Genomic DNA, 15,214 nt, shown 5'->3' with positions numbered 1-15,214 from the left:
GCGGCCTGGTCCTTCGCGCTGTCCAGCACCGCGAGCACGCTGCACGCTCGCAATCGGAAGGAACGGTCATCTCAACGATAGGTGGCGCGGTTGTAGGACATGCGTGAATCCCGCGTGTCACTCCGCCGGTGCGCGCGTTCCGGGTTCCGGGTGGAACGGGCACTTCCAGTCTGCCGATACGGCCCGCCCCGAGTACTGCCGTGCTTCCGACGACGTGCCGTGATCGGCCAGCATGGGATTGATGCTTCCCTGCAGCCGCATCTCTCTGGCGCGAATCCTCCGCTGCAGCCCGGCGTACGTGCCGTCGGACTTCAGCCGGCCGAACTGCACATGCGAGTTGAAGACGAGAGCGGGGTAGGAGAACCGCCGGGAGATCCGCGAAGCGCTCGGATTGAGTCCGGCGATGAAGAACGGGTGGCCCGCGACGCTGAACGCGAAGTCCGGCGATCTCACGTCGCTCGAGAATCTTTCGCTCCATGAATATGATTCGGCGTCAAGCCTGTGCAGTCGGCCGAGCTGATCCCAGAGGACCTTTTCGAACTCTTCCTCGCCGCACTCCAGGGGTGTGCGGAACACGGCCATGAATGAAGCGAAGTCATGCCCTTCGTAAATGTTCGAATCGATGAATTCGATAAGATTCCGGTGTAATTTCTCCGTGCCGTCCTCGGAATTCAGCTCTTCGTATACGTGAGTCACCAGGGTGCCCTGGCGAAGTGCGGCACGCGCCCCCAGGCAGGTAAAGGAATCTCCGCGTATCCAGGATCTTAATTCCTCCTCGACGTCCTGCTGCATACTGCCTCCGTTCCGACACAAGGCCTGCGACCGTAGCACTCGCCCGCAGGCGGCAGCCCCGGGTGCGACCTCTTTAAGCTGGGGCTGAATATGGGGCGGGCCGCACCGGCAAGAACCTCAATGGATTTTAAGTTGAGGGTTAATGACCTCGGTTTTTGCTTGCACCCGCGCGGGCGGCGCAATAGGTTGCTGGTCGCTATTGCTGCCTGCTCTTTTACCGGTGGCGACATAAAAGACGAATTGCGGTCCGGGTGGGAGACATGGCAGTGACGCGACAGCCACGCAAGATCGAAGACATCTACCCGCTGTCCCCGCTCCAGGAAGGCATGCTCTTCCACAACGTCCTCGACGGGACGGCCGCCGACGCGGACGACGACACCGGTGGCACCGATGTGTACGTGGCTCAGGTGGCGACGGATTTCGAGGGCCCGCTCGACGCGGACGCCCTGCGCGCGGCCGCCGAAGCGCTACTCGTCCGCTACCCGAACCTGCGGGTCGCCTTCCGCCAGCGCAAGTCCGGGGAATGGGCCCAGCTGGTGCTGCGCGACGTCACCGCGCCGTGGCGGACCGTCGACCTCAGGTCGGCCCCGGACGGCGAGCGGGACGGGCTGGCGGAGCAGGCGGCCCTTGAGGACCGCGATCGCCGGTTCGACCTCGGGCAGGCCCCGCTGATCCGCTTCACCCTGCTCCGGCTCGGCGAGCAGCGCTACCGGTTCCTCCTCACCAACCACCACATCCTGCTGGACGGTTGGTCGATGCAGATCGTCATGCGAGAGCTGTTCACGCTCTATCACGCCAAGGGCGACGCGTCAGGGCTGCCCCGAGTGCGCCCGTACCGCGACCACCTCACCTGGCTCGCCGAGCAGGACGCCACTGAGGCCCGCGCGGCCTGGACCGAGGAGCTGGCCGGGCTCGAAGAGCCCACCCGGGTCGCCTCCCTCGGCGTGGAACAGCCGCCGGTAGTGCCCGAGCACGTCCTCTTCGGCCTCGACGAGCAGGAGACCGAGGCCCTGACGGCCTTCGCCCGCACGCGCGGCCTGACCCTCAACACCCTGGTGCAGGGCGCCTGGGCGCTGCTGCTTTCCCGGATGAGCGGCCTGGACGACGTGGTGTTCGGCGTGACCGTGTCCGGCCGCCCGCCGGAGCTAGACGGCGTCGAGGACATGGTCGGCCTCTTCATCAACACCCTGCCACTGCGGCTGCGACTGCGCCCCGAAGAGCCCTTCTCGGCGCTGCTCAGCAGGCTCCAGGAGCAGCAGACCCGGCTGCTGCCCCACCAGCACCTGGGGCTGTCCGAGATCCAGCGGATCGCCGGACTCGGTGAACTCTTCGACACGTCCATGGTGTTCGAGAGCTATCCGCTGGACGCCGGTGACATGAACCAGGCGTCCGACGGCCTCAAGGTGCTGCGGACCGTCGGTTACGACGCCACGCATTACCCGCTCGGCCTCGTGGCGATGCCCGACAGCACCCTGCGGTTCCAGCTCGACCACCGCCCGGACGTCTTCAGCGCCGCCGAGGCCGCGGAGCTGGGCGAGCAGCTGCTGCGGACCCTGCGGCTGCTCCTCACCGCCCCCCGGACACCGGTCGGCCGCATCGACGTACTCGACGCCGAGCAGACCCGGCGCATGCTGGTCGACTGGAACCGCACCGAACGGGACATGCCGGGCGAGATCCTGCCCCGGCTCTTCGAAGCCCAGGTGGCCCGCACCCCGGACGAGACGGCCGTCGTCTTCCAGGACACCTCGGTGACCTACCGCCAGCTCAACGGCCGGGTCAACCGGCTGGCCCGGCTGCTCGTCGAGCACGGTGTCGGCCCCGAGGACATCGTGGCCGTGGTGCTGCCGCGCTCGGTGGACTCCGTGGTCGCCCTCCTCGCGGCCATGAAGGCCGGGGCCGTCTATCTGCCGGTCGACCCCGCCTACCCGGCCGAGCGCACCTCGTTCATGCTGACCGACTCGGCGCCCGCCCTCGTGGTGACCGCTGGCGCCGCCGCCGACCGCGTGAGCGTCCTGGACGGCCCGGGCGTGCCCGTGCTGCGCCTCGACGCCCCGGAGCTGACGGCGTCCCTCGCGAAGCTCCCGGCCACGGATCTGCCGGACGTACGGGCGACCCGGGACAACGGCGCGTACATCCTCTACACCTCCGGCTCCACGGGACGGCCCAAGGCCGCACTGATCAACCACTCCAGCCTCACCAACCTGCTCCACCACCACCAGGCCGAAGTGCTCACGCCGGTGGTGGAGTCCGTCGGCGGCAGACGGCTGCGCATGGCGCACACCGCGTCGTTCTCCTTCGACGCCTCCTGGGGTCTCTTCCTCTGGATGGCGGCCCACGGGCACGAGCTCCACCTGATCGGCGACGAGGACCGGCACGACCCCGAGGCGTTCGCGCACCTGGTGCACCAACACCGCATCGACGTCGTCGACATGACGCCCTCCGAATGCCAGCACCTGATCACCGCGGGCCTGCTGAGCCCCGACCGGCACCGCCCGGCCCTGGTCGTCCTCGGCGGCGAGGCCATCGGCGAGGCGCTGCGCCGGGAGCTGGCCTCCGTCGAGGGCCTGACGAGCTTCAACTTCTACGGTCCCACCGAGTGCACCGCCGACAGTGTCACCGGCATCGTCCGCGAAGGCAGCCCCGCCGAGCTGGGCACGCCGGTGTCCAACGCCCAGATCTACGTGCTCGACTCGGCACTCCGTCCGATGCCGCCCGGTGTGCCGGGGGAGCTGTACGTCGCCGGTGCGGGGGTGGCACGCGGCTACCTCCACCGGCCGGGGCTGACCGCCGAGCGTTTCGTGGCGAACCCGTTCGGCCCGGCGGGTTCCCGCATGTACCGGACCGGCGATGTAGTGCGCTGGACGGCCTCGGGGGTGGTCGAGTTCATCGGCCGCGCCGACAACCAGGTCAAGGTGCGCGGGTTCCGCATCGAGCTGGGCGAGATCGAGTCGCTGCTCGGGGCGCATGCGTCGGTGGCCCAGTGCGCCGTGGTCGCCCGCGAGGACGAGCCCGGTGACAAGCGGCTCGTCGCCTACGTGACGCCCTCGGACGGCGCTGGCACCGACCCTGCCGAGCTGCGTCGGCACATCGCTGAGCAGCTCCCGAACCATATGGTCCCGGCGGCCGTCGTGCAGCTCGCCGAGCTTCCCCTGACCCCCACCGGCAAGCTGGACCGCCGGGCCCTGCCCGCCCCCGACTATGCCGCCTCCGCGGCGGCGGCCCGTCGGCCGCGTACCCCGCAGGAGGAGATCCTGTGCGGGCTGTTCGCCGACGTCCTGGGCCTGGAGCGGGTCGGTGTGGACGACAGCTTCTTCGACCTCGGCGGGCATTCGCTGCTCGCCACCCGCCTCGTCTCCCGCGTCCGCACCGCCCTCGGCGCCGAACTCCCGGTCCGGCGGCTCTTCGAAGCTCCGACCCCTGCCTCCCTGGCGGAGGGCCTGACGGGCGCTGCCACGGCGCGGACGGGCCTGGTGGCCGGGGTGCGTCCGGAGCGGGTGCCGTTGTCGTTCGCTCAGCGGCGGCTGTGGTTTTTGCAGCAGTATGAGCCGGGCAGCTCGCTGTACAACATTCCGGTGGCGCTGCGTCTGAGCGGGGCCTTGGATGGTGTGGCTCTTGAGGCGGCGCTGGGTGATGTGGTGGAGCGGCATGAGTCGTTGCGTACGGTTTTCCCGCAGGATGACGAGGGTGGTTTCCAGGTCGTCCGCAAGGACGCCCGGCCCGGGCTCATCCACATCGGCTCCAGCCCTGAACGCCTTGATGCGGATCTCGCCGAGGCGGTGTCCTATGGGTTCGACCTGGCGGCGGAGATTCCTGTCCGGGGGACGCTGTTCGAGGTCTCTTCGGATGAGTATGTGCTGTTGTTGGTCATCCATCACATCGCTGCGGATGGGTGGTCGCTGTCTCCGTTGGCCCGGGATCTGACCACGGCGTATACGGCTCGTGTGGGGGGCGGTGCGCCGGGTTGGGTGCCGTTGCCGGTTCAGTACGCCGATTTCACTGTGTGGCAGCGCGAGGTCCTCGGTTCCGAGGATGATCCGGAGAGTGCGATCGCGCGGCAGTTGGGTTATTGGCGGGAGACGCTGGCTGGTCTTCCGGCTGAGTTGGAGCTGCCCACTGACCGGCCTCGCCCGGCGGTTCCTTCCCATCGGGGTGGGACTGTTGAGTTCGATGTTCCGCAGGAGCTTCATGCGGCGGTGGTGCGGCTGGCTCGTGAGCAGCAGGCCAGCGTTTTCATGGTGCTGCAGGCCGCGCTGGGCGTGCTGCTCTCGCGGCTCGGTGCCGGGACCGATATCCCGATCGGGTCGCCAATCGCGGGCCGTACCGATGACGCCGTCGAGGACCTGGTGGGGTTCTTCGTCAACACTCTGGTTCTGCGTACGGACCTGTCCGGGGATCCCACGTTCACCGAGCTTCTTGGTCGGGTCCGGCAGACCGATCTCGCGGCGTACAGCAATCAGGATGTCCCGTTCGAGCGTCTCGTCGAGATCCTCAACCCGGAACGGTCCACCGCCCGCCATCCCCTCTTCCAGACCATGCTGTCCCTGCACAACATGGAGCTGGGGGCAGCGGCCCAGTCGCTGACGGAGTGGCCCGGGGTCAGCGTCTCGGACCAGAGCATGGGCTCCGACGCGGCCCGGTTCGACCTCGCCTTCAACCTGGGTGAGCGGCACGGGCCGGACGGCTCCGAGGCGGGCATCGGCGCGGTCCTGGAGTTCAGTGCGGATCTGTTCGACGTGGGGAGTGCGGAGCTGCTCTGTGAGCGGTTCCTGCGGGTCTTGGAGACGGTCGTCACCGAGCCCACCACTCCCATTAGCGAGGTCAGCCTCCTTGGCACGGGCGAGCGGCGGCTGCTTCTGGAGGAGTGGAGCACCACGGTCCGCGCCTTCGCGGCCGATGCCGATGTGGTGGCTCTCTTCGAGGCGCGGGTCAAGGTGGCCCCGGACGCGGTGGCTGTCGTCTTCGAGGGCACCAGTGTCACGTATGCGGAGCTGGACGAGCGGGCTGCCAGGCTCGCGGGATCGCTGATCGAGCGGGGGGTGGGTCCCGAGCGGTTCGTGGCGGTGGCTTTGCCTCGTTCGGTGGAGCTGGTCGTCGCTCTGCTCGCCGTGCTGAAGACCGGTGGTGCCTATCTGCCGCTCGACCTGGCTTACCCGGCTGACCGGGTCGACTACATGCTGGGCGCGACCCGGCCCGTCCTCACTCTGGACGCTGACACGCTGCCCGCGCTGCTCGACGGGGCACCGGCGCAGAGCGTGCCGGTGGATCCGCGTGGGGCCGCGTATGTGATCTACACGTCCGGTTCTACGGGTCGCCCCAAGGGTGTCGTGGTGTCGCGGGGCAGCCTGGCGAACCTCCTTGTGGACATGCGTGAGCGCGTTGGATTCACTTCGGTCGACCGGTTGTTGGCGGTGACCACGGTCGGCTTCGACATCGCGGGGCTGGAGCTGTTCGCGCCGCTGGTGTCCGGCTCCGCCGTGGTCCTCGCGAGCCGGGATCTCGTCCTGGACCCGGCCGGGCTGCGTGCGGCGGTCACTGGGCAGGGCATCTCGGTCATGCAGGCGACGCCGAGTCTGTGGCGTGCGGTGGCTGACGATGCGGGGGACGCGCTGAGGGGCGTACGGGTCCTGGTGGGCGGCGAGGCTCTGCCCACGGACCTCGCGGGGCGACTGGCGGCCTCCGCCGCGTCGGTGCTGAATGTGTACGGGCCGACGGAGACCACGATCTGGTCCACCGCTGCTGAGATCGCCGGAGAGGGTGCGGTGACCATTGGGAGGCCGCTGTCCCGTACCCGGGTGTATGTCCTGGACGGTCATCTGCAGCCGGTCCCGGCTGGTGTGTCGGGGGAGCTGTATATCGCGGGTGCGGGTGTGGCGCGCGGCTATCTCAAGCGTCCCGGGCTGACCGGGGAGCGGTTCGTCGCCGACCCGTACGGCCCGGCCGGTTCCCGTATGTACCGCACTGGCGATGTGGTCCGCTGGACCAGTACCGGCGACCTCGTCTACCTGCGGCGCGCGGACGACCAGGTCAAGGTGCGCGGGTTCCGTATCGAGCTGGGTGAGATCGAGACCGTGCTCACCGGCATCGAAGGCGTCGCCCGGGCGGCCGTCGTCGTCCGCGACGATCGGCTGGTCGCCTATCTCGTCGGGTCCCCCGCCGCGCCCGGCGGTGTGCCCGACGCGCCCGGCCTGCGGGACCGCCTGGCCGAGGCCGTGCCGGACTACATGGTGCCCGCCGCCTTCGTCACCCTCGACGCACTCCCGCTGACCGCCAACGGGAAGCTCGACCGCAAGGCGCTCCCCGAGCCGGAGTTCAGCGGCGCCGCCCTGGGCCGCGCGCCGCGCACCCCGCAGGAGGAGATCCTGTGCGGGCTGTTCACCGAGGTCCTCGGCGTCTCCGGCGTCGGCATCGACGACAACTTCTTCGCGCTGGGCGGGCATTCGCTGCTCGCCACCCGGCTGGTCTCGCGCATCCGCACCGCGCTCGGTGTCGAGCTGGCCGTGCGGCGGCTCTTCGAGGCTCCCACGGTCGCCGGGATCGCCGCGGAGCTGCGGGGCGCCGACACGGCCCGCGCCGCGATGACCGCCGGGCCGCGGCCCGACCGGATCCCGCTGTCCTTCGCCCAGCGGGGGCAGTGGTTCCTGCACCGGCTCGAAGGCCCCACCGCGACCTACAACCTTCCGGTCGCACTGCGCCTCACCGGCCCCCTCGACCACACGGCGCTGCGCGCCGCGCTTGCCGACGTCGTAGCGCGGCACGAGGTGCTGCGGACCGTCGTCGCCGAGGACGCCGAGGGCGCCCATCAGGTCATACGGGCCGCCGCCGCGCCCCCGCTGACCGTCGAACGGGTCGTCGCCGATGAGCTAACGGCCGCTCTGCGGACCGCCACGGGCCACGCGTTCGACCTCACGGCGGAGATCCCGATCCGGGGCACCCTGTTCGAGACCGGGCAGGACGACCACGTACTGCTGCTCCTGATCCACCACATCGCGGCCGACGAGTGGTCGTTCGGACCGCTGGCCCGGGAGCTGACCGCCGCCTACGCCGCCCGCGCCGCGGGCAGCGCACCGGCCTGGGCTCCGCTGCCCGTCCAGTACGCCGACTTCACCCTCTGGCAGCGCGACATCCTCGGCTCCGAGGACGACGCCGACAGCCGGATCTCCCGGCAACTCGCCTACTGGGAAGGCGCGCTGGACAGCCTTCCGGCCGAGCTGGAGCTGCCCACCGACCGGCCCCGACCGGCGACTCCCTCCCACCGGGGCGGAACCGTCGAGTTCGAGGTGTCGCAGGAGCTGCGCGAGCGCATCGAGGCGGCGGCGCGCGAGCACCGGGCGAGCACCTTCATGGTCGTGCAGGCCGCCCTCGCCGTGCTCCTCTCCCGCCTCGGCGCCGGTACGGACATCCCCATCGGCTCGCCCGTCGCGGGCCGCACCGACGACGCGGTCGAGGACCTCGTCGGGTTCTTCGTCAACACCCTCGTCCTGCGCACCGACCTCTCCGGCGACCCCACCTTCGCCCAGCTCATCGACCGGGTACGGGAGACCGACCTCGCCGCGTACAGCAACCAGGACGTGCCCTTCGAGCGGCTTGTCGAGCTGCTCAACCCGGAACGGTCCGCCGCCCGTCATCCGCTGTTCCAGGTGCGTCTGGTGGTGCAGAACGCGGATCCGCGCAGCTCCGTCGGCGGCGCGCTCGCCCTGCCCGGCCTTACGGCATCCGCGATGCCGACCGAGGACACGGGGGCCAAGTTCGACTTGCTGTTCCGCCTCTACGAGAAGCCGACGGGCGGCTTGGGCGGAGTCCTTGAGTACAGCGCCGACCTGTTCGACGCCCCCACCGCCCGCTCGCTCGGCGAGCGCTTCCTGCTGGTACTCGACGCGGCACTGGCCGACCAGGACCGGCGGGTCGGCGAAGTGGACGTACTGACCGCTGCCGAGCGGCACCGCGTGCTGCACGAGTGGAACGACACGGCACGTGACGTGGCACCCGCGAGCGTGGTCTCCCTCTTCGCGGCCCAGGTGGCCCGCACCCCGGATGCCACCGCGCTCGTCCACGCCGGTACGTCACTCTCGTACGCCGAACTCGACGAGCGCAGCGACCGCCTGGCCCGGCTCCTCACCGAGCGCGGTGTCGGCCCCGAGCGGTTCGTGGCGGTGGCGCTGCCCCGGTCCACCGAGCTGATCGTGAGCCTGCTCGCGGTCCTGAAGGCGGGCGGCGCCTACCTGCCGCTCGACCTGGAGTACCCGGCGGAACGCCTGCGCTACATGCTGGCGGACACCGCGCCCGTCCTCGCGCTGACCAATGGCGAATGGTCCGGCCTGGTGCCCGGCGTCGAAGCCCTGCTCCTCGACCGGACGGAGACGCGGACGGCCCTGGCAGCGGCGACCGCGGCTCCGGCGGGTCCGCTGTCGCCGCACAACCCCGCGTACGTGATCTACACGTCGGGCTCGACGGGCCGACCCAAGGGTGTCGTGGTCGAGCACCGTTCGGTGGGCGCCTACCTCCAGCGCGCCCGCCACGCCTACCCGGACGCCTCGGGCAGCGCGCTGCTGCACTCCCGGATCGCCTTCGACCTGACGGTCACGGCCCTGTACACGCCGCTGGTCTCGGGCGGCTGCGTACGGCTCGCCGACCTCAGCGAAGAGCCGCCCCGGAACGCCGCCCGCCCGGCCTTCATGAAGGCCACCCCGAGCCACCTGGCGCTCCTCGACACACTCCCCGACACGGCCTCGCCGTCCGGCACGCTCGTCCTCGGCGGTGAGCAGCTCCTCGGCGAGAAGCTCGCCGAGTGGCGCGAGAGACACCCCGGCGCGACGGTCGTCAACGCGTACGGCCCGACCGAAGCCACCGTCAACTGCACGGACTTCACCCTCGCACCGGGCGCACCGACCCCGTCCGGTGCCGTCCCCATCGGCCGCCCGTTCTGGAACACGCAGGCGTACGTCCTCGACGCGGGCCTGCGGCCCATGGCTCCCGGAGTGACGGGCGAGCTGTACATCGCTGGCACCGGGCTCGCCCGTGGCTATCTGGGACGCCCCGACCTGACCGGCGAGCGTTTCGTGGCGAACCCGTTCGGTCCGGCGGGCTCCCGCATGTACCGCACCGGCGACCGCGCCCTGTGGACCGCCGACGGATATCTCCAGTACGCGGGCCGGGCCGACCAGCAGGTGAAACTGCGCGGGTTCCGGCTCGAACTCGGCGAGATCGAGGCCGTGTTGCTGGGCATCGACGGCGTACAGGAGGCCGTCGTGATGGTCCACGAGGACGGCGCGGGCGATCAGAGTCTCGTCGCGTACGCCGTCACCACGGCCGGTACCGATGTGCCGGTGGACCTGCTGCTCTCGCACGCCAAGGAGCAGCTCCCCGACTACATGGTTCCGTCGGCGATCGTGCTCCTGGACGCGCTGCCCCTCACGCCCAACGGCAAGCTGGACCGGCGCGCACTCCCCAAGCCGGTGCCCGGCCCGGCTTCCGGGGCGGGCGACCTGCTGGCCGCGCACGGCTCGCGGAGCCCGTGGGAGGACGCCATCGCCGGGCTGTTCGCCGAGGTCCTGGGCCTGGAGCGGGTCGGCGTCGACGACGACTTCTTCGACCTCGGCGGCCACTCCCTGCTGGCCATCCGGCTGCTCGCCCGGGCGCGATCGGTGCTCGGCATGGAGCTGTCGGTACGCGACATGTTCGACAACCCGACGGTGGCCCAGCTCGCCAAGCTGACGACTGTGGCGGGCCGTTCGGGCCAACGCCTGGTGGCCGGGGTGCGTCCGGAGCGGGTGCCGTTGTCGTTCGCTCAGCGGCGGCTGTGGTTTTTGCAGCAGTACGAGCCGGGCAGCTCGCTCTACAACATCCCGGTCGCGCTGCGTCTGACGGGGGCCTTGGATCGTGTGGCTCTTGAGGCGGCGCTGGGTGATGTGGTGGAGCGGCATGAGTCGCTGCGTACGGTTTTCCCGCAGGATGACGAGGGGGGTTTCCAGGCCGTCCGCAAGGACGCCCGGCCCGGCCTGGTCCATGTCAGTTCCAGTCCCGAACGTCTGGATGTCGATCTTGCCGAGGCGGTGTCGTACGGGTTCGACCTGGCGGTGGAGATTCCGGTCCGGGGGACGCTGTTCGAGACGGCTCCGGATGAGTTTGTGCTGCTGTTGGTCATTCACCACATCGCTGCGGATGGGTGGTCGCTGGCTCCGCTGGCCAGGGATCTGACCACGGCGTATACCGCTCGGGTGAGGGGCGGTGCGCCGGGTTGGGTGCCGTTGCCGGTTCAGTACGCCGATTTCACCCTCTGGCAGCGCGAGGTCCTCGGTTCCGAGGACGACTCGGAGAGTGCGATCGCGCGGCAGTTGGGTTATTGGCGGGAGACGCTGGCCGATCTGCCCGCCGAGCTGGAATTGCCGACGGACCGGGCGCGGCCCGCTGTCCCGTCGCACGAAGGCGGCACCGTCGAGTTCGCCATCCCGCAGGAACTCCACGCGGCGGTGGTGCGGCTGGCTCGTGAGCAGCAGGCCAGCGTGTTCATGGTGCTGCAGGCCGCTCTGGGTGTGCTGCTCTCGCGGCTCGGTGCCGGTACGGACATTCCGATCGGATCGCCCATCGCGGGGCGCACTGATGACGCGGTCGAGGACCTGGTGGGGTTCTTCGTCAATACCCTGGTTCTGCGTACTGATCTGTCCGGGGATCCCACGTTCACCGAGCTGCTGGGCCGGGTTCGGCAGACCGATCTGGCGGCGTACAGCAATCAGGATGTGCCCTTCGAGCGGCTTGTCGAGATCCTGAACCCCGAACGGTCCACCGCCCGCCATCCCCTCTTCCAGACCATGCTGTCCCTGCACAACGTCGACCCAACTGCGGGGACCGGGACCGGTCGGCTCCCGGGCCTCACCGTGAGCGCCATGAACGCCGACAACGCGGTGGCGAAGTTCGACCTGCTCCTGGCGGTCCAGGAGCTGCAGGACCCCGGTCGGACCGAAGCGGGCGGGATGCACGCGGTCCTGGAGTTCAGTGCGGATCTGTTCGATGTGGGGAGCGCGGAGCTGCTGTGCGAGCGGTTCCTGCGTGTGCTGGAGGCCGTCGTCGCCGACCCCGCCACTCCTACCAGCGGGATCACCCTTCTCGACGCCGCCGAGCGGCAGCTGCTCCTGGAGGAGTGGAACACCGCCGTCGCCCGCCCCTTGGGGGCCGATGCCGATGTGGTGGCTCTCTTCGAGGCGCGGGTCAAGGCGGATCCGGACGCGGTGGCCGTTGTCTTCGAGGGCACCGCTGTCACGTATGCGGAGCTGGATGAGCGGGCTGCCCGGCTCGCCGGGTCGCTTATCGAGCGGGGGGTGGGGCCGGAGCGGTTCGTGGCGGTGGCGTTGCCTCGGTCGGTGGAGCTGGTGGTGGCTCTGCTCGCGGTGTTGAAGACCGGTGGCGCCTATCTGCCGGTCGACCTGGCCTACCCGGCGGATCGGGTCGAGTACATGCTGAGCATGACCCGGCCCGTTCTCACTCTGGACGCTGACACGCTGCCCGCGCTGCTCGACGGCGCACCGGCACAGAGTGTGCCGGTGGATCCGCGGGGCGGCGCGTATGCCATCTTCACGTCGGGTTCGACGGGCCGTCCCAAGGGCGTCGTGGTGTCGCGCGGCAACCTGGCCAACCTCCTTGTGGACATGCGCGAGCGCGTCGGATTCACCCCGGCCGACCGGCTGCTGGCGGTGACCACGGTCGGCTTCGACATCGCGGGGCTGGAGCTGTTCGCGCCGCTGGTGTCCGGCTCCGCCGTGGTCCTCGCGAGCCGGGATCTCGTCCTGGACCCGGCCGGGCTGCGTGCGGCGATTACTGGGCAGGGCATCTCGGTCATGCAGGCAACGCCGAGTCTGTGGCGCGCGGTCACCGACGAGGCGGGGGATGCGCTGAGGGGCGTACGGGTCCTGGTGGGGGGCGAAGCCCTGCCCACGGACCTGGCGGGGCGACTGGCCGCCGCTGCGGCGTCGGTGCTGAATGTGTACGGGCCGACGGAGACCACCATCTGGTCCACCGCCGCCGAGGTCGCCGGAGAGGGTGCGGTGACCATTGGGAGGCCGCTGTCCCGTACCCGGCTGTATGTCCTGGACGGTCATCTGCAGCCGGTCCCGGCCGGTGTGTCGGGGGAGCTGTATATCGCGGGTGCGGGTGTGGCGCGCGGCTATCTCAAGCGTCCCGGGCTGACCGGGGAGCGGTTCGTCGCCGACCCGTACGGCCCGGCGGGTTCCCGTATGTATCGCACGGGAGACGTCGTCCGCTGGACCAGTACCGGCGACCTCGTCTACCTGCGGCGTGCTGATGATCAGGTCAAGGTGCGGGGGTTCCGTATCGAGCTGGGTGAGGTGGAGTCCGCGCTGGCCGGTCATCCGGACGTGGTCCGGGCCGCTGTCGCCGTCCGGGAAGACCGCCTGGTGGCGTACCTGGTCAGTGGCGGTGCGGAGGTGTCGGAAGCGCGGTTGCGTGACCATCTCGCGCAGAGTCTGCCCGCTTACATGGTCCCGTCCCTGTTCGTGGAACTCGACGCGCTCCCGCTGACCGCGAACGGCAAGCTCGACCGCAAGGCCCTGCCCGACCCCGAGTTCCCCGCCACCGGTACCGGACGCGCTCCCCGTACCCCGCAGGAAGAAGTCCTGGCCGCCCTGTTCGCCGACATTCTCGGTCTGGAACAGGTCGGCATCGACGACAGCTTCTTCGACCTCGGCGGACACTCCCTCCTCGCCACTCGCCTGGTCTCCCGTGTCCGTACCGTCCTCGGCGCCGAACTCTCCGTCCGCCAGCTCTTCGAAACCCCCACCATCACCGGCCTCACCCACGCACTCACCAACGCCACCACTGCCCGTACTGCCCTCACCACCCGACCACGACCCACCCGCATCCCCCTCTCCCACGCCCAGCAACGGCTGTGGTTCCTGCACCAGTACGAGCCGGGCAGCTCGCTCTACAACATCCCGGTGGCACTCCGCCTGACCGGCCCACTCGACCATGCGGCCCTAGAGGCCGCACTGGCCGATGTCGTGGAGCGCCACGAGTCGCTGCGCACCGTGTTCGCAGGCGACGACAAGGGCGCCTACCAGGTCGTCCTCAACGGAGAGGCCGCGCGTCCGGCATTCGCTGTCGTACCGACTCCCGCCTCGCGGCTCGATGACGACCTTGTCGCCGCCGCACGTCACGGGTTCGACCTGACTGCGGAGGTGCCGCTGCGTGCGACCTTGTTCGAGGTCTCCCCGGACGAGCATGTGCTGTTGTTGGTCATTCACCACATCGCTGCGGATGGGTGGTCGCTGTCTCCGTTGGCTCGGGATCTGACCACGGCGTATACCGCTCGTGTGAGGGGCGGTGCGCCGGGTTGGGTGCCGCTGCCGGTTCAGTACGCCGATTTCACTGTGTGGCAGCGCGAGGTCCTCGGTTCCGAGGATGACCCGGAGAGTGCGATCGCGCGGCAGTTGGGTTATTGGCGGGAGACGCTGGCTGGTCTTCCGGCTGAGTTGGAGCTGCCCACTGACCGGCCTCGCCCGGCGGTTCCTTCCCATCGGGGTGGGACTGTTGAGTTCGATGTTCCTCGGGAACTTCATGCGGCGGTGGTGCGGCTGGCGCGTGAGCAGCAGGCCAGCGTGTTTATGGTGCTGCAGGCCGCGCTGGGCGTGCTGCTTTCGCGGCTCGGTGCCGGGACCGATATCCCGATCGGGTCGCCTATCGCGGGTCGTACCGATGACGCGGTTGAGGATCTGGTGGGGTTCTTCGTCAACACTCTTGTTCTGCGTACGGACCTGTCCGGGGATCCCACGTTCACCGAGCTTCTTGGTCGGGTCCGGCAGTCGGATCTCGCGGCGTACAGCAACCAGGATGTTCCCTTCGAGCGGCTCGTCGAGATCCTCAACCCGGAACGGTCCACCGCCCGCCACCCCCTCTTCCAGACCATGCTCAACCCGAATGTGACCTCGCAGTCGGTCACGGGCGGCGCGGTGGAATTTGGTGGGCTCAAAGTGGAGCAGCGGACGAGCGGCACGGGGGCCTCGCGCTTCGATCTCTCCTTGTCCTACGCGGAGTTGGGGCAGACGGGCGGGATCAGTGCGGCCCTGGAGTTCAGCGCGGATCTCTTCGACGCGGGGAGCGCGGAGCTGCTCTGCGAGCGGTTCCTGCGTGTCCTGGAGGTGGCCGTCACCGCGCCGGACACGCGGGTGACGCAGATCCACGTATTGGACGAGGAGGAGCGGGGCCGGGTTCTTGGTGAGTGGGGTTCTGGTGTGAGGGCGGGTGAGGCCTGTGCGGCTGATGTGGTGGCGTTGTTCGAGGCCCAGGTAGCTGCTTGCCCGGATGCTGTGGCGTTGGTCTTTGGTGATGTGCGGGTTTCGTATGGGGAGTTGGGTGCGTGGGTGGATCGGCTGGCGCGGGTGCTGGCCGGTCGGGGGGTGGGGCCGGAGCGGTTCGT

Annotated in this window: 2 protein-coding genes; one reads left to right on the top strand and one right to left on the bottom strand. The window is 69.7% G+C overall.

What is annotated here, in order from left to right; all coding sequences use genetic code 11:
- Positions 1–117: 117 nt before the first annotated feature.
- Positions 118–792, bottom strand: coding sequence for a guanitoxin biosynthesis heme-dependent pre-guanitoxin N-hydroxylase GntA (gene gntA / locus ACWC5C_RS29625; RefSeq protein WP_450880315.1), 675 nt, complete (start codon positions 790–792; stop codon positions 118–120).
- A 260-nt stretch (positions 793–1,052) separates the two neighbouring features.
- Here gntA and ACWC5C_RS29620 point away from each other — a divergent pair.
- On the top strand, positions 1,053–15,214 hold a 14,162-nt coding region (locus ACWC5C_RS29620; protein WP_450880313.1), incomplete at its 3' end, for an amino acid adenylation domain-containing protein.

Source organism: Streptomyces sp. NPDC001700 (assembly GCF_053596435.1).
Note: the sequence above shows the minus strand (reverse complement) of the source record. Positions and strands in the feature narration are given on the sequence as shown.

What these genes read in the sequence shown, in the direction of transcription:
- gntA (WP_450880315.1), bottom strand. Translation starts at nt 792, where the DNA reads ATGCAGCAGGACGTCGAGGAGGAATTAAGATCCTGGATACGCGGAGAT.